This is a genomic window from Flavobacterium sp. 38-13 (assembly GCF_001899155.1).
In the GTDB taxonomy this organism is placed as follows: domain Bacteria; phylum Bacteroidota; class Bacteroidia; order Flavobacteriales; family Flavobacteriaceae; genus Flavobacterium; species Flavobacterium lindanitolerans.
This window is the reverse complement of sequence record NZ_MKVG01000021.1, coordinates 43,051-65,095: the sequence shown is the minus strand read 5'-3', so window position 1 is coordinate 65,095 and position 22,045 is coordinate 43,051. Positions and strand designations below refer to the sequence as shown.

At 34.8% G+C, this 22,045-nt stretch carries 18 protein-coding genes and 1 tRNA gene; 12 read left to right on the top strand and 7 right to left on the bottom strand.

Annotation, left to right across the window (positions count from 1 at the left end):
• Window positions 1-443: 443 nt before the first annotated feature.
• Window positions 444-1,331 carry a hypothetical protein gene (locus BGO88_RS16395; protein ID WP_286707607.1) on the bottom strand — a complete coding sequence of 296 codons (888 nt, stop codon included), beginning with the start codon at window positions 1,329-1,331 and terminating at the stop codon, window positions 444-446.
• Between the two features lie 329 nt (window positions 1,332-1,660).
• Here BGO88_RS16395 and BGO88_RS16390 point away from each other — a divergent pair, with 329 nt between their 5' ends.
• The 7 genes from BGO88_RS16390 (at window position 1,661) to BGO88_RS16360 (ending at window position 10,578) form a co-directional block, all read left to right on the top strand.
• Window positions 1,661-1,840, top strand: coding sequence for a hypothetical protein (locus BGO88_RS16390; protein WP_101471145.1), 180 nt, complete (start codon window positions 1,661-1,663; stop codon window positions 1,838-1,840).
• Between the two features lie 312 nt (window positions 1,841-2,152).
• Window positions 2,153-3,847, top strand: coding sequence for a tetratricopeptide repeat-containing sensor histidine kinase (locus tag BGO88_RS16385; RefSeq protein WP_286707606.1), 1,695 nt, complete (start codon window positions 2,153-2,155; stop codon window positions 3,845-3,847).
• A 17-nt stretch (window positions 3,848-3,864) separates the two neighbouring features.
• On the top strand, window positions 3,865-4,533 hold the full coding sequence (locus BGO88_RS16380) for a response regulator (protein WP_286707605.1): 669 nt from the start codon (window positions 3,865-3,867) through the stop codon (window positions 4,531-4,533).
• A 166-nt stretch (window positions 4,534-4,699) separates the two neighbouring features.
• Window positions 4,700-4,981: a hypothetical protein gene (locus tag BGO88_RS16375; RefSeq protein WP_286707604.1), complete on the top strand. Its 282-nt coding sequence runs from the start codon at window positions 4,700-4,702 to the stop codon at window positions 4,979-4,981.
• Window positions 4,982-5,701: 720 nt separating this feature from the next.
• Window positions 5,702-9,061 (top strand): hypothetical protein, encoded by a 3,360-nt coding sequence (locus BGO88_RS16370; RefSeq protein ID WP_286707603.1) that lies wholly within the window; start codon window positions 5,702-5,704, stop codon window positions 9,059-9,061.
• 3 nt (window positions 9,062-9,064) lie between these two features.
• Entirely contained in the window at window positions 9,065-9,496 is a 432-nt protein-coding gene (locus BGO88_RS16365; protein WP_286707602.1) for a response regulator, read from the top strand.
• Window positions 9,496-10,578 carry a response regulator gene (locus tag BGO88_RS16360; RefSeq protein ID WP_286707601.1) on the top strand — a complete coding sequence of 361 codons (1,083 nt, stop codon included), beginning with the start codon at window positions 9,496-9,498 and terminating at the stop codon, window positions 10,576-10,578. The genes BGO88_RS16365 and BGO88_RS16360 overlap by 1 nt, the downstream gene beginning before the upstream one ends.
• A 222-nt stretch (window positions 10,579-10,800) precedes the next feature.
• On the opposite strand, the gene BGO88_RS16355 is transcribed toward BGO88_RS16360, so the two are convergent.
• Together BGO88_RS16355 and mce are read right to left on the bottom strand one after the other, a co-directional pair.
• Window positions 10,801-10,874: transfer RNA gene (locus BGO88_RS16355), tRNA-Ile, on the bottom strand.
• Between the two features lie 131 nt (window positions 10,875-11,005).
• Window positions 11,006-11,407 (bottom strand): methylmalonyl-CoA epimerase, encoded by a 402-nt coding sequence (gene mce / locus BGO88_RS16350; protein WP_056067690.1) that lies wholly within the window; start codon window positions 11,405-11,407, stop codon window positions 11,006-11,008.
• A gap of 276 nt (window positions 11,408-11,683) precedes the next feature.
• On the opposite strand from mce, the gene rbfA reads away from it, so the two are divergent.
• From rbfA to BGO88_RS16335, 3 genes are all read left to right on the top strand, one after another.
• Window positions 11,684-12,076, top strand: a complete 393-nt coding sequence (gene rbfA / locus BGO88_RS16345) for a 30S ribosome-binding factor RbfA (protein ID WP_056067688.1) — start codon at window positions 11,684-11,686, stop codon at window positions 12,074-12,076.
• Window position 12,077: 1 nt separating this feature from the next.
• On the top strand, window positions 12,078-13,277 hold the full coding sequence (locus BGO88_RS16340) for an ABC transporter permease (RefSeq protein ID WP_286707600.1): 1,200 nt from the start codon (window positions 12,078-12,080) through the stop codon (window positions 13,275-13,277).
• 160 nt (window positions 13,278-13,437) lie between these two features.
• Entirely contained in the window at window positions 13,438-14,865 is a 1,428-nt protein-coding gene (locus BGO88_RS16335; protein WP_286707599.1) for an MATE family efflux transporter, read from the top strand.
• Between the two features lie 58 nt (window positions 14,866-14,923).
• On the opposite strand, the gene dusB is transcribed toward BGO88_RS16335, so the two are convergent.
• The 3 genes from dusB to BGO88_RS16320 form a co-directional block, all read right to left on the bottom strand.
• Window positions 14,924-15,916, bottom strand: a complete 993-nt coding sequence (dusB, locus tag BGO88_RS16330; RefSeq protein WP_056067673.1) for a tRNA dihydrouridine synthase DusB — start codon at window positions 15,914-15,916, stop codon at window positions 14,924-14,926.
• 78 nt (window positions 15,917-15,994) lie between these two features.
• Window positions 15,995-16,444 (bottom strand): response regulator, encoded by a 450-nt coding sequence (locus BGO88_RS16325; RefSeq protein WP_056067671.1) that lies wholly within the window; start codon window positions 16,442-16,444, stop codon window positions 15,995-15,997.
• A 122-nt stretch (window positions 16,445-16,566) separates the two neighbouring features.
• Window positions 16,567-18,141, bottom strand: coding sequence for a L,D-transpeptidase family protein (locus tag BGO88_RS16320; protein WP_286707598.1), 1,575 nt, complete (start codon window positions 18,139-18,141; stop codon window positions 16,567-16,569).
• 275 nt (window positions 18,142-18,416) lie between these two features.
• Here BGO88_RS16320 and lepA point away from each other — a divergent pair, with 275 nt between their 5' ends.
• Together lepA and BGO88_RS16310 are read left to right on the top strand one after the other, a co-directional pair.
• Window positions 18,417-20,213, top strand: a complete 1,797-nt coding sequence (gene lepA, locus BGO88_RS16315) for a translation elongation factor 4 (RefSeq protein WP_056067666.1) — start codon at window positions 18,417-18,419, stop codon at window positions 20,211-20,213.
• Window positions 20,214-20,297: 84 nt separating this feature from the next.
• A complete protein-coding gene (locus BGO88_RS16310; RefSeq protein WP_056067664.1) occupies window positions 20,298-21,260 on the top strand; it encodes a helix-turn-helix transcriptional regulator in 963 nt (320 codons plus the stop codon).
• A gap of 158 nt (window positions 21,261-21,418) precedes the next feature.
• On the opposite strand, the gene BGO88_RS16305 is transcribed toward BGO88_RS16310, so the two are convergent.
• A complete protein-coding gene (locus tag BGO88_RS16305; RefSeq protein WP_056067662.1) occupies window positions 21,419-21,904 on the bottom strand; it encodes a DinB family protein in 486 nt (161 codons plus the stop codon).
• Window positions 21,905-22,045: the final 141 nt, after the last annotated feature.

Here is a 22,045-nt window from a genome sequence, read left to right as displayed (position 1 = left end):
GAAAGGAATTTTCTATCAGTAAAAATTTATAGAATTTGTAGATTGTTCTTCGGCAGATTTGGGATTTGAAGAATTGTAATTATTAAGAACCCTGAAGTCCTCTTGTAAAGCGATAGGACAAATAAAAGACGGAAAATCAAATTATGAAAAAAAACGCCTACTCACATCTACTCAAGCCTTAAAAAAACACGCAAAATTCTGTTTATCAAAATATTAAAATTTTAAATTTATTTAAAATGAGTAGTAAAAAAACAGAAACAACAAGATTACGAGTAACAAATAAGTACTTTTTTGGTGTGTCCCGTTTGTTAATCACATCCGCTTTTTGTCAAAATACGGCATCTTTTACCTAAAAAGTATTTTTCAGGCAGCCAACACAAGAATCCGCATCCAACTGGCAATAACGATTAGGCCGGTTTTAAACGTCGTTTTTAATCTTAGAATTATTTTTTACCATACCCCTTTAAGATGTGTTTTTCCACCATATGTTTAGTAATAGGCTTCAGTTGTTTTCGGGTTATGGGATGTACACCACCATACGAAAAAAATTCGTATTTGCCGTTTTGTTTGATATACCAAATCATGGGTCTGTCATTAATAAAAAAAGTAGTGGTATCGCAAATTTCTATTCTTTTAAAATTCTCCAGAATATCTTTATTGAAAGCTATTACATTATCATAACTTTTTTCACCAAAAGCACGGCTATCATCACAATCTATTCTTTCATAATGATCTCCTTTCCAAATCATGCATTTGTCATCAAAAACATCCTTCACGAAAATTGTTAAAAAAAAAATTGCAGCAAAAGAAACCAGGGCAAACAGCATCCTTTTTGACAAAGGTGACCTGACTGTCAATTGATAATCATTCTCAACAGGTTTGGAGATTGCCATCCTTTCAGCAAAATATTCTCTGTTTGGAACTTCTTTATTGGCAATAGGGTTTTTGGAGTTTGCAATATCCAAAGCGCAATGCGTGTCAAGAAACTTAGTATATGGTCTCTGTTTAAAATCAACCAAAACCGCAATGAGGTTGGCGCTTCTGTAATCTTTTAGATTGGTTCCCAGCTTCAGGAAAGTGCTTAAAGGTTTAAATTTTTCTGTGTCAAAATTCTTAATCCATTTCGCAATGTCTTCATCAGACTTAAAAGAGAAGAAATGACGGAAGATTGTCAAATCTGAAAACCTCATTTCGTCTTCACTAATTAGCAGGCATAGCCTTTTTAGATTTGCGGGAGTGGGATCTAAAAGCAAATCAGCAAATTTCCCCATTTTTTCTTCTTCATATCGGGTTATGATGGCCTTTTTATATTCTTCAAAATTATTTTTCATAGTTATTAAATCAGAATTAATTGGAATCAATCGGAATTATCGGAATCATCGGAATTCCCTTGCTATCACCAGCAAAAACCACATTTACTTTGCCTCAGAAATCAGTTCTGTCCTAACATGCATTTAGGACAAATGTACAAAACTGATTTTACCTCAGTGTTGCCAGATCAGGATGGTACGACCATTCGGGAAGTATGATCTACTCTTCTGTTTTGGCACGCTGAACTTCCCAAAAAACAGGGCTACCACCCCATTAAAAAAAGACGGATTAAGATTTCAGAACCCCTCTGAAAGCAATCCCCTATGTCAAACTTTTTAATTCAAAAGAGATGAAAAAATTAATCCTGGCTTTGGCTATTTTAGCCTCAAGCACCCTGTTTATCTCCTGTACAGCAGATGACACAACAGATGAAGCCAATAAAATGACCTTGCAAGCTGACGAAAGTGGCGGTAATAATACGACAACAACTACAAAACCACCTCCACCACCCTTGAATCCAAGGCCATAGACTAAAAAACAGTAATAAAAAAAAGTTTTTGTAAAACACTTTTAGTATTTTCGGGGAAATATTCTTCTATGAAGCATTACTCCCCGATTTTGCTTTTTTTCATGACATTGATTTTCATTTCATGTGGAAAAAATATGCCTGTAAAAAAAGGGAGTACCGCAACTGACAGCCTTGAGCATTACATAAAACTTTCTTATGACAGTAAATTTTCACAAGAAAGGCAAAGAGTTTTTAGCAACAAAGCCTATAAAATTGGAATGGAATCCGGCAACGATTCTTTGCTTTACAAAGGACTGTACACCAAAATAGAACATGATCTTACCTATATCAGACAGTTCCAGATATTATCTCAGCAGGCTCAAAAAACTGGCGCTGAATACCAAAAAGCAAGCAGCTCTTGGAGGATATTATTATCTCTACGCTTCCTATTTTTCACCCATAAACATTGACAGCAGTTTTTCGTATTACGACCGTTCGAAAACAGAATATTTGAAAGCAAATGACAGCATGCGGGCTGGATACAGCTTATTGATGATGACCGACCTGCAGCGAATCTCTTCTGATTATTATGGGGCCGAAACGACTGCTACAGCAGCTCTTGCCTGCTTAAAAAACTCAGGAGAAGAGTCTTATCTTGTGGCTGTCTATAATTATCTGGGCATGTCATACAAACAGCTCTTTAATTATGAAAATGCTTTAAAATATTACAGCAAGGCCTATGAAATCACAAAGGATTCTCTTTCTAAAGATGCTGTAATGAATAATATAGCCCTTATCTATATGGACCAGAAGGAATATGCCAAGGCTATAAAAATACTCAGGGGGCTGGTTTTCAAAAAAAGGTCAGATACAGACATCGAATTCAAAGCCAAAGCTATGGACAATCTGGGGTATTCTTATTTTCTGTCAGGAGACAAAAGAGGTCATGAATATATGCTACAGTCATTGCGGCTAAAAGATTCCATTAAGGATGAATTTGGATTATTGGCAAGCTGCCTGCACCTTTCGGAGTATTATCTCAACCAAAATCCGAAAACGGCAAGGAACTATGCAGAAAGAGCCTATAGTTTAGCCAATAAACTAAAGAATACTGATGACAAACTGGATGCTATTAAATTCCTTTCAAAAACTGCCGCCTCCAAGCAAGAATCTGACAGGTTGTTTTCAGAATACACCAAACTGAATGACAGCATCAGGGTTGTACGCCAAAAGGCTAAAAATCAGTTTGCAAAGGTTCGTTATGATTCAAAACAGGCAGAAGAAGATTTGCTTAAATACCAGGCAGAAAATGCAGAAAACAAATTAAAAGCAGAAAAAGCAAAACGAAGGAACGAACTTTTATTATTGACAATATCATTTCTTGTACTTGTAGGAGTGCTTTTCTATAGACTGTTAAAGTCAAGACACGAAAAAGAAAAGTTTCAGGAAGCCTATAATACAGAAACCCGGATTGCAAAAAAAGTACACGACGAACTGGCCAATGACGTATATAACGCCATGACATTTGCCTCTACTCAGAATTTAGAAAGACCGGAAAAAAAAGAAGCCCTTATCCATTCGCTCGACAGCGTCTATTTAAGAACCCGGGATATCTCAAGAGAAAACAGCCCTATTGAATTGGGAGAGAATTTCCCAAATCAGTTAAAAATAATGCTTTCAGAATATCAAAACCAATCACTTAACGTATTAATAAAAGATATTGACTCCATTGATTGGATGAAGATTGACGAAAACAAAAAACTAGTGACCTACAGGGTGCTCCAGGAGTTAATGGTCAACATGAAAAAGCATAGCCAGGCCACATTAGCCGTGATTGATTTTTCAAGTACCGACAAAAAAATCCAGATCCAATATTCGGATAACGGAATAGGAATGCCTTTCGGAAAAACTATTTTAAAAAATGGCCTCCAAAATGTGGAAAACCGTATAAAAAGCATTCGGGGAACGCTTATTTTTGACATACAGACAAATAGAGGAGTAAAGCTTTCTTTTGGCTATCCTGTTTAAAATTTAACACACCTACCATGTTTAGAAAAATTTTAGTTGCAGAAGACATTGACAGCATCCACGCTGCTGTAATTTCACAGCTTGACCAGCTAACACACGCAGAAATTCATCAGGCAAAATATTGCGATGAAGCCTATCTAAAGGTAAAAAAGGCATTATTAGATGGCGAACCTTATGATTTGCTCATAACAGATCTCTCCTTTAAGCAGGACCATCGTGATACTGTACTGGAAACTGGCGAAGACCTCATCAAGAGTGTCAAAGAAACCCAACCTGAAATAAAGGTCATAGCCTATTCTATAGAAGACCGTTCTTATAAAATAAAAGCCCTGTTCGAAGAATGCGGTATTAACGGTTATGTCTCGAAAGGACGTGAAGGTTCAAAAGAGCTCGAAAAAGCGGTAATTGCCCTGGCTGGAACTACAGAAAACTATGTGCCGGCTCCGCTGTCCAACATATTCCAGGCAAATAACATTATTGAAATCGAAGAATACGACCTGAAGCTTATTAAATACCTGTCAATTGGCCTGACACAGGATGAAATAGGTGCCAAATTCAAAAAACAAGGCAACGTTCCTTCCAGTAACAGCAGTATTGAGAAAAGAATAAACAAGCTGAAGCTTTATTTCAAGGCAAAAAACACCATACATCTTATCAGTAATGCCAAAGATTTAGGACTCATATAGCCCTTATTGTCCCAAACCTACCATTTTCTAACCGACACAACCCCTGTCGGTTTTTTTATTTCCAACACTTAAAAAAAGCCTAAAAAAATGCCTTTACGGAAAACCGTAAGGAAATGGCCCTTACCGGCAGTAAATTTGAGTATCTAAACTACCACAATAGTAAGCTATGGGATACAAAGCTTTAGTCATTTTGGAATTACCTAATGCCAGCGAGGAACAGAAAAATATTTTTCATACTGTTCTATTAAAGGAGCTTTGGTTTAAAATTCAGAATCTGAATACAGCCTGGGAAATAGCGTTCAACCAAAACTGGTCGCGGGGTAGCGCTATAGAAGCTATAGAAAGCGATTTAAAAAAAGCACAGGAAATCAGTGGCGTAGAGCAAATACAGTACGCTTTACAGCTGGACATCCAACTGGTCGTTAAAAGTTGCCAAACACAACCCTAAGTAGCTTTTCCCTAAATTTAACTCAAACCATCTGCAATTTTTAGTACAAAGTCCAGACTAGTGCTTTCTGTTCCCTGCAAAATACCGGATGCCTTAATAAAATAGGCAAATAACAACACTGTACAAACTGCTGATATTGCAATCAAAAACAGTTTTAGGAAGCGAAAAGAAATCCTTGATTCCTCCTCGACAATTATGGATGCGGAAGTAAAAAAATCTTTCAATATAACGGGGGGGTTTTTAATGAATGATCTATTATAAAAATGGAAATTACAAAATTCCAATCAGTTAGAAAAGAAAAATTTTAAAGAATAAGTAAAATCTTTCAATATATTAGAAATTAAACCTTTTTCTGGTTCAGAAAGGATAATAATTTTCCGAAATTCATTTCTAAAATCAATAAAACAACAATTCTTAATAAAAAAGGTTATGACATATTTTTATATTTGTTATTATACAAATTAACAAACCAATATGAGTAGTTTAGGAACACCAAAAAGATCACTTTTAAAGACAGGAAGAAGTTTTTTTTCAAAAAGCAAAAAGAGGAAGTCAATAATTTATATGTGACTAAAATCTGTAGTAAAACTGATTTGTTTAGATATAAAAGTCAAATTCAAAGTATAATATTTAATATAATCAATATACTTTTAAAAAGGTCACACATAAACATCTGAATAATAATTTTAAATTATTATTATAATACAAATTTAATTAAACATGAATGAATCCTTGAAATTAAGACAAATCTTAAACAACTCTAAAATAGGGCTTTTAGACAAGGTTAACTTTGTAAAAACAGAAATCAAACCTATAGATTTCTTTAAAACTTTCAATAATAATAGAATTTTAAAACAAGTACTAAATAAAAATCTATTCCCTCAAAAACTTGATCATATTAAGATTAACGAACCGTTTAATTTTACCAATAATTTTGAAGCTGAATTTCAATGGGTAGCAACGAAAATTTTATTTAACACTGAGCAGATAAATCAATTTGTAACATTAAAAGAAGATTTTGAAATAGCAATTCTGAAAAATGAGTATGAAAAAGCAAAAAATATAGTTGAAAAAACCATTTCCAATTATGGGCATAGTCTATGGTCAATAGAATCAGAATTACATATTGCCGAAGATGAAATAGGTTCAAGTGAAAATTGGCAAAAATTGTCAAACTATTTAAGAACTATAGATAATCCTTTCTATGAGTTTTGTATTAATGCAAGTAGTAAAAAAATCGAGAATTCAATATCCTTTGAAAGCTATGTAAACCAAGTTCAAAATGATATTGATATTATCAATGCTAATATTTTGATAAAAGATTTTTTTGTTTTTAACAATTTTAAATTAGCAAATTATAATTATGATTTTTCAGATTTAAGAAGTGTCATATATATAAGTAATCTATTCAGCATATTTGACCAATATAATACAATAATAGATATAATCATTTTCAATTTAAACAATAAAGAAGTCATATACAATGCCACTTTTAAATCATTTATTTCAAAACTAATTGCAACAGGAAATACTGATTCGAGAGTAATAAACATTAATAATTATCTATCTCAAGACCACTTTATTGAAAATAAAAACTGGGTACGCATTAATGAGATATTCGAAACATATTATGAAGGAAACTTTGTACAAGCACTTCAGTCAAGTAAAGATTTTATATTAGAATACCCTTTAGAATTTGAAGTGTATGAGATTTACACTAAGTCATTAATTAACTTAAATAAGAATTTTGAATCCATTGACATAAAGCCTGTTAGCTCCATCTTGTTTGACATATATAATTTTCTGCAATTCAAAAAGGAATACGAGAAATATGGGAAAAAATTATTGAAGCATGCTCTTAAATATTCAAATTCCATATTAGGCTTTCAAATTATGGAATTTTTATCAAATATAGACAACAACAAAACTAACTTGCTCAAATATTCATTTTATTCTAATACATATAAAATAACAACACAAAAAATTGAAAATAATTTTTCAGAAGAATTAGATCAATATTTTAACAGATACAATTACTATAGTTATAAAAAAATACTGCATGGCATAAAGAATGCCGAATACAATAAATTTAAAACCAAAGATATATTGCTACAAATTAATGCAGAAGTAACTCATCTTTATAATAATAAAGATTTTATCAAAGTAATTAATACAATAAAAAAACAAAAATCAGCATGTATTTCAATAAATTATTACAAAGAAAGATTTATCTTTTTTTTATTCAATTCCTATTTAGGAGAAAATAATATCGTAGAGGCATTAAATTTATTTGGGACGCTCTTTTTTGATGATGAAACTTTTTATTTAAAAATAAATTTCAGAGAATTATATGATCAAACTTTTAAAGAAGAAAATAAATTCAAATATGTTGATAATATAAACTCATTAATTCTTGCTTCGTTATATCAATCTGAATATAATTTATATGAAATTTTAGATGAATTCTTATGTTCACAAAATTATGACATACAAGATATAATAAACCTAAAGGATATAAAACAGGACGTTATTGTTTATTTATTACACAAAATTTGCACAATCGATACTATTAAATACTTTTTTGGACGTATAAATGATGCCGAAGAATTCAGATTGAATATTTTGTCTCATTTGATTAAAATTGACGAAATTAACAAAAAATCTTATCAGGAAGAAGTTGATGAAATTAATAAAAAGATTTCTGTTAGAAATGTTATCAAAGAAGTAAACAAGGGACGATTATTCGTTGATATTGATAAACTTAAAGAACAACTAATTGAAAAGTATAATGATGACTTTAATCGACTGTTAAGAATAGTTGGGGAAAAGAAAAACAATAATTTAGTTGGCTTTAATGCATCAAAGCCAAGAAATTGGGAAACTTCATTAAAAGAGCAAATCCAAGATGATCTCAATAGCTACAATGAGGCTGATTTTATAGCTTTTAAAAATATTTACTACGAAGTCCGTGAACAATTTTTATTCAGTAAAGAATATGGCTTAGACAGTAGTTTAAGCACCCGAATTCGTCATGGTGCTTTAGAGAATCAAATTAGAAGTGTTTTTGAAAATCTAAATTTAGTTACAACAAAATTAGCTGGCGAATATATTGATTCTGAATATTGGAATTCTCAAAATTTAGATTTTGAGAATTTACAAGTTATACAAAATCAAATAAAATCATTTAGCAAATCAGTAGATGAATTAAGCAGTGCACTCAAAAACAACATAATCCAAATATCTCATGAAAAAATAAACAACGTTTATGCCGGCTTCAATTATGGCACTAACGATGAAAAATTATATATGTTTTATCTTGAGTTTTTTGATAAATTTCAATCTACAGAAGAAACAATTGACTTATTATTAAATCATTTATCAACAACAACTAATTTCATAATTTGTTCCGATATAGGAAATTTTTTAAAAGATACAGTTTTCAAGGAATTTGAAAAAATTGTACAGCAATTTATATCTCAATTGCCTAATAATTTACCAAATGAAATTTACTTACTGGAGAAACTTAATCAATCGCTAACAAATCTCCAATTTTCTCTAGATGAAATAAGTGAATGGTTTTGGCTAGAAACCTCATCTTCATCACAATTATTATTACTTGAAGATGTAATTAATGCTAGTATAGAAATAACCCAAAGATTATATAATACAATACAAATAGATTATGACTTACGCATTAATGAAAAACAAATGTTAGTATACAGTAGCCTAATTTATGTTTTCAATATTCTCTTTTCAAATGCGATTATTCATTCAGGTTTAGATGAAACTATAAAAATTGAAATAGACGTAAGCGTATTCGAAGAAAAATACGTAAGAATTGATGTTAAAAACAACTTTTCATCAAATAATAATTTAAATAGTAAAAATTTAAAAGAAGTAAAGGAAAATTGGACTGATTTAAAAAATATTGAGCGCTCTAATGTTGAGGGAGAAAGTGGTTTTCATAAAATTAAAAGGATTATGATATATGAAGCAAAATGCATCACTGACAAATTTGATTACGAAATTACAGACAACCATGTTAATATATCCTTATTTTTAATCTATAACAAGACATAAACAATGAAAATACTGATAATCGAAGATGATAAAATTAAAATTGAAAAATTAACCAATCTTCTCCATAATTATAGCTATGAATTAAAAGAATCTTTTCAATCAGGATTAGAAGCATTAAGAAATAATAAATATGACCTATTAATTCTTGACATGACAATACCCCTTTGGGAAAAAGAAAATAATGACATTAATCAAAATTATGAGCAATTTGGAGGAGAAAGAATATTACGAGAAATGAAACGAAAAAAAATTATTGTCCCCGTAATTTTATTCACAATGTTCGATAAATTTCCAATTGCTAATGATGTGATGACTTTCGAAGAAATTTCAGCTAAATATAAAGAAAACTTTTATTTTTATATTGATGCTGTATATTATGATTCTAGAAATGACGATTGGAAAAACAATTTATTAAGTTTAATCGAAAATATTTAATGATGAACCCTAATATTTCGATTTTGATTGTAGATGATGATATGAATAAAATACAAAATATTATCGCCACAATAAAAGATAAAATTAAAGATGTTCCTTTAAAAATAGATCAGGCAATTAATGTAACTGAATCCAAAGAATATTTAAACAAAAACAAGTATCATTTATTGATTTCTGATTTACAAATGCCATTATATGAAAATGGGGAATTATTACAAAATGGGGGAGAAATCTTAATTAAAGAAATTTATAAAAAAAGGAACAAACTAAATGTTCCTTTATATATTATTGGTTTAACTCAACATAAAGAATTTATTTCAAATTTCAACAATCTTTGGAAAGTACTATTTTACAGCATGTCAGAAGAAGGCTGGAAAATATATCTACGAGATTTAATTTTCCATATTGAATTAATAAAATCAAACTTAGTTCAACATCTTATTGAAACTATTTATGTTGAAGGTATAAATGATTTTAAATTACTACAAAAAACAACAGAATTATATTTTCCAAATCAATTAACAAAATTCAAAATAGACTATCTAGAATATGGTGGAGGAATTAATTGGGTAGAAAGGAGAATACTAATATGGAGTAAATCCCTCAATAAAAAAGATGACCAAACCCCATTAAAAGCGATTGGATTATTCGACAATGACCCACCAGGATTGAAATCTATCAACAATTTAGAACAAAATATTGCACAGGAATCTGCTGAAAGAAAAACCTTTTCAATAATAGCAACTTATCCTAAATATTCTTCGACTCTAAAATCAATAAAATCTAAAGGGATTGACTTTTATACAACTATGGAAGATTTAATAGGAATTGACGTTTGGAAATCTGCAAAAGAAAATAATTGGTTAGAATTGAGAAAAAAAGAGAATTACGTTGGAATTGAGAATATTGATAAAACTATGTTAGCCTCAAAAGGTTTAACCGAAGAAGAAATTTTACAAACCTTATATAAAGTTAGTGATAAGTATAAAAACAATTTCACAAACTTAGCTCTAAAGAATAAGAATGACTTAATCAACATTTCGTATCTTCTAAAAGATTGTATTGAAAAGTTAAAAATCTAATAAATTTTACACAACAATATATTATATAATTCTCCTTTAAAGTTTATATTATCATTTTATTGGATCTCTTTAATCCCCTACATCTTAATTCCATAGCTTTGAGAAACACAAAAAAAATATAATTTGTGAATTCGGAAACATTTTGAACTCCTTAGAAAGTGATTCTAAGAAAAGGCTATAAAAAAAGCCGCAGACAGCATTTGCTATCGGCGGCTTTTTGCGTGGTCCCACCTGGGCTCGAACCAGGGACCACCTGATTATGAGTCAGGTGCTCTAACCAACTGAGCTATAGGACCAGTTAAGAGGTTGCAATATTACTACTAAATTTAATATGTTGCAAATTATTTCACAGGAAACCGATTGTAAACTCCTAAAAAAATAATAGTACATCTATTTATTTTCTGCCAACTCTTTCGATTTGAAACTTTTATTTTATTTCCTGGCACAGTTCAACTAAAACTCCGTTGGTGCCCTTTGGGTGTAAAAATGCCACCAGTTTATTATCGGCTCCTTTTTTAGGAACTTCATTCAGAACCGTAAATCCGGAAGACTGCAACCTTTTGATTTCCGCAACAATGTCTTCCACATCAAAGGCAATATGATGGATACCTTCTCCTTTTTTTTCTAAAAATTTGGCAATCGGACTGTCAGGATTGGTTGCTTCCAGCAACTCTATTTTATTGGGCCCATTCATAAAAAAAGAGGTCTTGACACCTTCGCTCTCCACTTCTTCCATTTTATAGGCCGGTGCTCCAAAAAGCTTTTCAAAAAGAAGATTCGATGCTTCTAAATTTTTTACGGCAATGCCAATATGTTCTATTTTTCTCATGTGTATTTCGTTTTATCCTTAGTCTTATGTTATTATCCCAGCAAATATAAAAACTTTATGACTATGGAAGAGTTTGCTCTAAAAGACCCAAAAAACATTTACTTTTAAAAATTTTATCATGAGGAACTTTGCGGCTTTGCGACTTTGCGTGAAAATAACCGCTCGCAAAGTCGCAGAGCCGCAAAATATAAAATGTATTTTGTTTAGTTCCGACATTCTTTATCGTTGTCATTCAGAACCTTTTTGCTACTCTAAAATTAATCGTACTTTTGCAGTATGGAAACGAACAGACAGAAAAAAATAGGAAGTGTGCTCCAAAAAGACCTGGTAGACATCCTTCAAGGCGAAGTGAGAAAAAATGGAATCCCAAATTTGGTGATTTCTGTTTCTAAAGTTAGCGTAACTACAGATTTATCTATTGCAACCGTATATCTTAGCATTTTTCCACCGGAAAAAGGCCCGGAATTATTGGCTGCCATAAAAACGAATACACCGTTAATCAAACACGACCTTTCTCAAAGAGTACGCCTTCAATTGCGAAAAGTACCTAATCTGGTATTTTTTATTGACGACTCACTGGATTATATTGAGAAAATAGACAAGGCTTTAACCGGCCAGGAAAACCCGATTGAAAATCCGGATTTGTTAGAAAAAAGAAAGAAATCATAAATTGAATTTTCCTTTTTACATAGCTCGACGTTACACTGTAAGTTTCAGCAAAAGCAGCGCCATCAATATCATTACGGGCATTGCTTCTCTGGGAATTATTGTAGGCGCGGCAGCTTTGTTTGTAGTGCTTTCTGTTTTTAGCGGATTAAAAGATTTCAGCCTTTCTTTCTCAAATGATTTTGACCCCGACCTTAAAATCACAAGCACATTAGGAAAATCTTTCCTTATCTCGCCCGAACAGGCACAAAAAATCCAAAAAATTGATGGAATTGCCGCCAAAAGCAACATCATTGAAGAACGTGTGCTTTTTTTGTATGAAGGCAAAGAAGTCGTGACCTACCTTAAAGGTGTAGACAGCAGTTATACGGATGTAAATAAAGTACAGAAAAAACTTTATATGGGCGAATGGATGGAACCAAAAACACCGCAAGTGGTTGTGGGTTATGGAATCCACCAAAAACTTTCGCTGGGGTTACTGAGCTATAGCAATCCGTTGGAAGTTTATGTGCCAAAACCCGGTAAAGGAGCCATAAATAATGCCGAACAGGCTTTTAATAAAACTGCCCTGCTTCCTGTTGGCGTATATGCCGTAAGTGAAGAACTGGATGAAAAATATGTTTTTGCCGACCTGAATCTGGCACAGGAATTATTGGAATTCAAGCCTAATCAGGTGACGGGAATTGAGTTCAAATTTAAACCCGGAGCCGACGAATCGGCGATATCTGAGGAACTTCAGAATATCTTTAACCATAAGCTGACTATCAAAAACCGGGCACAATTGAATGATTCTTTATATAAGATGCTGAATACGGAACAGACGGCACTTTATCTTATTTTCACCCTGGTAATTGTACTTACGCTTTTCACATTGGCCGGAGCCATAATCATGCTGATAATTGACAAGAAAAGTAATCTTACCACTTTATACAATTTAGGTGTAGAAGTCAAAAACCTGCGAAAAATCTTCTTGTTTCAAGGCTCCATACTAACGGTAACAGGAGGGCTTATCGGCCTGATATTGGGAATTATCATTGTATTGCTACAGCAAAACTATCAGCTAGTCATGGTTACCCCTTCGATGCCTTATCCTGTGATTTTCAATATTGAGAATCTAATTATTGTTTTGGCCACTATTTTCTCTCTTGGGTTTATCTCTTCACTGATTGCATCGAGCAGAGTCACAAAAAAACTACTTGACTAAAAAAAAATTCTCCCTCCTTGAAAAAATAATTATACATTTGTTGTCTAAATTATTAGAACCATGTTTGTTTTTGTTTTGGCCTAAACCTTTTTAGGCCCGCCTTGATTAGTTATTTTTTTTCGTCACGTTTTTGTGACGCTCACCTACTTATTAAATAATCATGACACAAACAGAACAAAAACAAAGTTTTTTATCCCGTTTATTTATTACAATAAAACAATCGCTTAAAGGCGAAGCTGATTTCGATTATACTTCCGGAAGCATCCGTAAGGCAGTTATTCTTTTAGCCATTCCAATGGTATTGGAAATGATGATGGAATCTGTTTTCGCACTGGTCGACTTATATTTCGTCGGACATCTCGAAAACAGCAGCTTTGCCATACAAACTGTAGGACTTACAGAATCTGTACTCACAGTCATTTATTCCCTGGCTATCGGTTTAAGTATGGCGGCTACGGCCGTTGTTGCCCGAAGGATTGGTGAAAAAGACCCTGTTGCTGCTTCAAAAGCAGGAATGCAGGCCGTTATAATAGCTGTTGCCGTGAATACGGTCATCAGTATTCTTGGCTTATTCTATGCGACGGAAATCCTAATGTTGATGGGAGCTTCACCGGAAGCGGCTCTTCACGGCACTAATTTCATGAGGATTATGATGGGTGGAAGCATCAGCATCGTTTTGCTTTTCCTTATCAATGGTATTTTCCGCGGAGCCGGTAATGCTGCAATAGCCATGAAAAGTCTTTGGCTTGCCAATATCTGCAATATTATTTTTTGTCCTATACTAATCAACGGTTTAGGGCCTATACCTGCATTTGGACTTACGGGAGCAGCTATTGCAACTACGGCCGGAAGAACCATAGGCGTATTGTACCAGTTATACCATCTGTTTAATGGCAAGGGCATTTTAAAAATTGCCGCTTCCTATTTCCTTCCGGATTGGAAACTGATACAAAACACTATCAAAGTAGCAGCACCGGGAGTTTTGCAATTTGTGATTGCTTCCTGCAGCTGGATATTTTTAGCCAATCTTGTTGCTGTAACAGGTGGCGACCACGGGTCGGCCGGATATCAGACCGCATTGAGAATCATGATGTTCTTTATCTTACCTGCCTGGGGATTAAGTAATGCCGCAGCAACATTAGTGGGACAGAATTTAGGCGCAAAACAAATTGAAAGAGCGGAGAAATCTGTTATGCAGACCGCCAAATACAATGTGATATTCATGGCAACCATCATGGCTATTACGCTTTTGGGAGCTGAATATATTGCCGGCTTCTTCACGAATGATTTGGTTGTTAAAGAAATCGCAGTAGAAGCTATCAGAATCATGAGCCTTGGCTATATTTTCTATGGTATTGGTATGGTATTGATAAATACCTTTAACGGTGCAGGCGACACCTGGACTCCAACCTGGATTAATTTCTTCGGCTTCTGGCTTTTCCAGATTCCTTTGGCTTATGTTCTGGCTAAGAAATTAGGCATGGGGCCTACGGGTGTTTTTATGGCTATACCTATTGCTGAAACCGCCATAACAATTGCAGGCTATATACTTTTCAAGAGAGGAAAATGGAAACGTATTGAAGTGTAAAAATTAAATAACCTCAGGATTCATAATCCTGAGGTCATATTTATTACGTTTTATATGCCTACACAAATTGATAGCCTCCAAAAACTTCCTGGATTTCATCCAATGTTTTGAAAAGACCATCAGCATCATCTGTTGTTACTAGTCTTTGCTTATATTCTTTAAATCCGGCTATGCCTTTGAAATAATTAGTATAGTGTCTTCTCATTTCAACAATACCAACACGCTCGCCTTTCCAGTCCATGGACCAGGTCAGGTGATTTCTTGCCGCTTCAACCCTATCTTCCATTGTAGGCTGTGGTAATTTTTCACCCGTTTTAAAGTAATGTTTGATTTCGTTAAAAATCCAAGGGTATCCAATCGCAGCCCGACCAATCATCATACCATCCAATCCAAACCTATTCTTATATTCCAAAGCTTTTTCCGGAGAATCGATATCTCCATTCCCAAAAATGGGCATCGTAATTCTTGGATTGTTTTTGATTCGCTCAATATGTGTCCAGTCGGAATGCCCTTTATACATCTGGGCTCTTGTTCGGGCATGAACTGTCAGGGCCTGTACTCCAACATCCTGTAATCTTTCTGCAACCTCGTCAATATTGATTGAATTTTCATCCCAACCCAACCTTGTTTTTACCGTTACGGGAAGACTGGTGCTTTTAATCACGGCCTTTGTCAGGCGCACCATCAAATCTACATCTTTCAACACTCCGGCACCGGCTCCTTTACATACCACTTTTTTGACAGGACATCCAAAATTAATATCAACCAAATCCGGACGGACAGTTTCTACTATTTTTGCAGAAAGCGCCATTGCTTCCTCATCACCTCCAAAAATCTGAATGCCTACCGGTCTTTCATAATCAAAAATATCCAGTTTTTGACGGCTTTTGATAGCATCACGAATCAAACCTTCTGACGAAATAAATTCACTGTACATCAGGTCTGCTCCATGCAGCTTACACAAACGGCGAAACGGAGGGTCGCTCACGTCTTCCATAGGTGCTAACAACAGGGGAAAATCAGGTAATTCTATTTTGCCAATCTTGACCATCTTCTTCATTTTGCGGCAAAATTACAAAATTTTGATTAATAAAACTTTAAAGCCTTATTCTTCAACAGCAGAACAGTCCTAAACAGAGAGAAAAAAATTCTGGAAATTGAATGCTCCAGAGCGTTCTTTCCAATTGATTTTCAGGACTTCCATAAAGATTTTTTTCATATCCGAAAACTCAATCGGTTTGTTGACGTAGAGATTGGCTCCATTCCGATAGGTCACTTCTTTATCTTTTTCTGAAGAAGAGGTAGAATAGATAACAATGGGAAGGTTTTTATACTCTTCTTTTTTTCGGATTTCAATAAGGCAATCCAGTCCTGAGAGTATGGGCATGTTAAGGTCTAAAAACAGGATGTCGGGAATGACATTTTTATCTTTACCACCGAGATAATCCAGCATTTCTTTTCCTTTGGCAAAAGAAAGCACTGACTTTATTTCACTGAAATCATCGGCTACTTCTTTAAAAAGCAGGTGCTCTTCCTGGTCATCGTCCAAAAGGGCAATGGCTAAATTTTGTTTTTTCATAGTAGGTATTATGTTGGGACATAATGTTTGGGTCTTGTAAAATTAGGAAAAAACTTGATTCCCACCCTATTTAAAACAAAAAAAGACCGCACTTTACAGTACGGCCCCTGTTTTTATTGTTTTCATGACTTATAAAGCAATGAAGCCAGCCTCGCGTCTCTGTTGTAAACATCATCAAAAAAACCAATCATGCCATTTTCATCTGCGAATGCGGTAAAATAAGCAATATAAACCGGAATTTTTTTCTTGAGCGTATAACTGTTTTCTTTTCCGGCATGCATTGCCTTATCTATTTTTTGGGGTGTCCAGTTTTTATCATCTTCCAAAATGGCCACCGCCAAATCTCTCGCTTTTTGCACGCGAACACATCCATGGCTAAATGCCCTGTTTTCTTTATTAAAAAGGCTTTTGGCCGGACTGTCATGGAGGTAGATGTTATTGGAATTAGGAAACATGAATTTCACGAGTCCGAGTGAGTTTTTATTACCCGGTTTCTGGCGAACTCTTCCATTGTTCCATTCCATATTATGGTTTGCCAAATAATTTTTGTCTTTTGCCATTCCAGGCTTTATCTCTTTTTCGATAATGCTTTTCGGGATATTCCAGTAGGGGCTAAAAACGAGATAGCTCATCTGCCCGCTAAAAACAATGGTCTTATTCATTTCTTTTCCTACTACCACATTAGATTCCAATCTCATTTTATTGTCTTTAAAATACCTCATCCTATACGAAGGAATATTAACCGCAATATATTCACCTCCTTTGGTAAGGTCTGTAGAAATCCAGCGGCAGCGCTCCATATTCACCACAATTGCCTTAATTCTTTCCTGTACGGGAACATTCAGGTGCTTTATCAAATCCGGCGTAATCAGGTTGTCCATTTCACGGGAATTTCTTTTTTTGTAGCTCATCAAGGCCTGCAATAGTTCATCGTCGTATTGGCTATTTCCGGAATCCTTACTCAAATCGCCCGAAATAAAAAGTCTTTTTCTGACTTCCACAATTGTTTTGGAACTGTCTCCGGGTTTAAGCGACTTGACACCCGCTTCCATTTCAATTGTACCCCAACCGCCTTTTTCTTCTATTTCGGTATATTTCTGCAATCCTTTTTTCAAATCATAATACAATGGCAGCAACTCGGAATCGTGTTTTTTCAGAAGATTAGGGTCTTTCATTAATGTATCCAGATAGGTAACATAAGAAACTTTTTCACGAGGCAAATACCAGCCTGTTTCTTTACTCTCTTTAGGGTCTAATCCCTCCAGCACATTCTTGGCATAGAAAAAATACATTGATGAAATAAGCAGTTCCGAAGGCAAATCCGGCCCGCCTTTTTCTTTTGCCTCATAAAATATGTCATTGATTTGTTGCTTATAAGGCAGTTGACTCTGAACACCTTCTGACTTAATCTGATTGACCTTGTCATACAGCGCTTCTGCAAATTCAATCAGTCCGCCACGGTCATACCAAATGTAATGGTAATCATGTTTCTTATACAGTTCCTTAATTTCCGGCTGAAAAGCTTTAAAATCAGGATATTCCGTAAAGAAACCTGCAATTTGGGTACTATCAAAAGGAATTACGTTTTCTTCTTCATGCACATCAACTCCTGAAAGGTCTTTATCTTTCTTCTTGCAGGATGCAACCAAAATAATAGATATGCAACAGAGTAACAGTATTGGAATTATCTTTTTCATAGGGCTATTCTTTTTACTAAATATAGAAAATTTATTTTTCGGATTAAAATTTTTCCATAAGAATTTTCCTTTTAACGCAGATTTAAGAGTCTTGATTTTCTTCTAAAACAGCACCCAATTTTTCCCTAAAAATCCGCTTTTAACTTAAAAACTAAAAAACTATATTTGCCGATTAATTCCTTATCTTTAAGGAAATAAAGCGGAGAACGAAGGAAAATCCTGCCTTAAAGCCGGGATGGAGGTTATTACCTCAATAAAATTGATATAAAAAGAAGATGAAACATATTAGGAATTTTTGCATTATTGCACATATTGACCACGGGAAAAGCACACTTGCCGACCGTTTGCTAAGCGCAACAAGAACGGTATCTGCCCGCGAGGAGAAAGCCCAGTTGCTTGACAATATGGATCTTGAACGCGAACGAGGCATTACGATAAAAAGCCACGCTATCCAGATGGAATACCACTATAAAGGAGAGGATTATATCCTGAACCTTATTGATACTCCGGGACACGTGGACTTTTCATATGAAGTTTCCCGTTCGATTGCCGCTTGTGAAGGTGCGCTTTTGATTGTTGACGCAGCACAAAGCATACAGGCACAGACCATTTCGAATCTTTACCTGGCTTTGGAAAACGATTTGGAAATTATTCCTGTATTGAACAAAGTTGACCTTCCAAGTGCCAATCCTGAAGAAGTAAGCGATGATATTGTGGACCTGTTAGGATGCAAACTGGAAGAAATCATACATGCTTCAGGAAAAACCGGATTTGGTGTGGAAAATATTCTGGCTGCAATTATTGAACGAGTTCCCCCTCCTAAAGGAGACCCAGAAGAGCCATTGCAGGCATTGATTTTTGATTCTGTCTACAATCCTTTCCGAGGTATTGAGGTAATCTTTAGAATTATTAACGGACAAATTAAAAAAGGCCAGAAGATTAAATTCATGGCTACCGGAAATGAATATTTTGCTGACGAAATTGGCACCTTGAAATTAAATCAGGTTCCAAAACCTATGATTTCCGCAGGTGATGTTGGTTATCTGATTTCCGGAATCAAAGAAGCAAAAGAAGTAAAAGTAGGTGATACATTGACCGATGCAAAAACACCTACCACCAATATGATTACAGGATTTGAAGACGTGAAACCGATGGTTTTCGCCGGAATTTATCCTGTTGACACGGAAGATTATGAAGATTTGAGGGCTTCAATGGAAAAATTGCAGCTGAATGATGCTTCCCTGGTCTTTACTCCTGAAAGTTCTGCCGCATTAGGATTTGGTTTCCGTTGCGGATTCCTGGGAATGTTGCACATGGAAATCATACAGGAGCGATTGGAACGCGAATTCAACATGACCGTAATTACCACCGTTCCTAACGTTTCTTATCTTGCTTATACCAAAAAGGAACCGGAAAAAGGTATTGTGGTTAACAACCCTTCAGATCTTCCGGAACCATCCAAACTGGACCGTGTTGAAGAACCGTATATCAAAGCAACCATCATTACCAAATCAGACTTTGTTGGAAACGTAATGTCGCTGTGTATCGAAAAGCGTGGTGTGATTACGAACCAGACTTACCTGACTACAGACCGTGTTGAACTTTCATTCGACATGCCTCTGGCTGAAATTGTATTTGATTTTTATGACCGTTTGAAAACAATCTCAAAAGGATATGCATCCTTTGATTATTCGCCAATAGGAATGAGAACTTCGAAATTGGTCAAGCTGGACGTTTTATTGAATGCACAAGGTGTAGATGCCCTTTCTGCCTTAATTCACGAGGACAATGCCTACAATATTGGTAAAAAAATGACCGAAAAATTACGTGAGTTGATTCCAAGACAACAGTTCGATATTCCAATTCAGGCGGCAATTGGGGCTAAAATTATCGCGCGTGAAACTATCAAAGCATTAAGAAAGGACGTTACTGCAAAATGTTATGGTGGCGATATTTCCCGTAAGCGAAAACTGTTGGAAAAACAGAAAAAAGGTAAAAAACGTATGAGACAGGTAGGAAACGTTGAAATTCCGCAGGAAGCTTTTATGGCGGTTTTGAAACTGAACGACTAGTTTTAAAAATAAAGAAAAACCTCGATAACGAAAGTTGTCGGGGTTTTTTGTTTTAATGTATCTTTGGTTAATAGTTTTTCAATTATGATGGATGAGTCTCCAAAAAGATTTGACAGGATTGTAGCAATCCTAATCCAATTACAGTCCAAAAAAATTATCCGGGCTCAGGAACTTGCAGACCGTTTTGAAGTGAGCCTGCGCACCATCTATAGAGACATCCGTACTCTCGAGGCCTCCGGCGTGCCTATTTATAGCGAAGCCGGTGTTGGCTATTCCTTACTCGACGGCTATCGCCTGCCTCCCGTTATGTTTACCCGCGAAGAAGCCAGCAGCTTTATTGCGGCTGAAAAACTGATGGAAAAATTTACAGACAAGGAACTACACAACCATTATACATCGGCAGCTTTTAAACTGAAAGCCGTATTGAAAAGTTCGGATAAGGATTGGATTTCAACAATTGAATCCAGTGTATTAATGCAGCCTGCCCGAAAGTTATTTAATGAAAAAGCACCCAATGCGCTGGCATTGCTTTTTAAAAGTATTGCTGAAAAAACGCAGGTTGTTTTGACCTATCTGGCCATAGAAGCGGAAGTCCCTACCGAAAGGCTTATTGAGCCCGTTGGGGTTTTTCACGAAAATGAAAACTGGTACACCTTAGGATTTTGCCATTTGCGGAATGATTACAGGCAGTTCAGGGCTGACCGGATTCATCAAATCAAACCAACAGACAAACCTTTCTCTCTAGAACATCCGGATTTGGAAACTTATTTGCAGGATGACATGCAAAAATACAGCACCACTAAAGTCCGTATTGTAGTACCGAAAAAAATCTCGAAGTATATCGCTATGCAGAAAAAACATTACGGATTTGTTTCTCAAAAAGAAATAAATGACGGCAATGTTGAGATGACTTTTATGTCGCGTGATATTGAAGAAGGATTTTCACGCTGGTATATGTCGTATGGAGATTATGCCACTATTTTGGAACCTGAAAGATTAAAAGAACGGGTTTCGGAATTGCTTTCCAAAACCCGTTCAAGGCTTTAAATTAATTGATTATCAGAAACCAATTTCAATAAGTTTATATTTTCCTTGTTTTGCTACTTAGCGCCTTTGCGAGCCACTATTTCACGCAAGGCCTCAGAGCCGCAAAGTTCATGTTGAACATTACCTATCTGATGTAAACTTCCCGACAACCATTTAAATTATCTTTCCCAGAAGAATGGCGGTTCAATGTTCAAGGCTCTCAGGTAAACATAACCTTGGCCTCTGTGGTGGATTTCGTTATCAATAAAATAAAGAATATTGTCAATAATCGGGAATTCATACTGTCCGAAAAGATTGAATTTCTGGTTAAAGTCTGCCACATCCAATAAATTCCAGTTTTTATTGATTTCTTCTGTAGCTTCATCCCATTTGCGAAGATAATCTGCCTTGGTGGTTCCATTATCCATGTTTTCTACATAAGGCTTTTCGTCGCGTTCAACTATTCCTTTCAAAGCAGGCGATGCGATTGCCAGAAGTTCAGACGTCAGTTGGGCAAAGGTTCTCATCCCTCCAATTGAAAATTCGAAAAATTCTTTTTCAGGAAAAGCTTCGATGACACGACGGGTCAATGCACGGTGTCCTTGCCAGTGTCTTAATAAATTGTCTTTGCTGATAATCTGTGGTGCTTGAGCTGTTGCATTCATAATTTTTTTGTTTTTTATTGTTCTACGTGTCAAAGGTAAATGGGGTTGGTGACAACAGTTTGTCAGCAGTATTTTTAAATTTTTAATTTTTTTTCCGGACATAAAAAAACCTGCAGTCAAAATGAGCTGCAGGTCTTATTT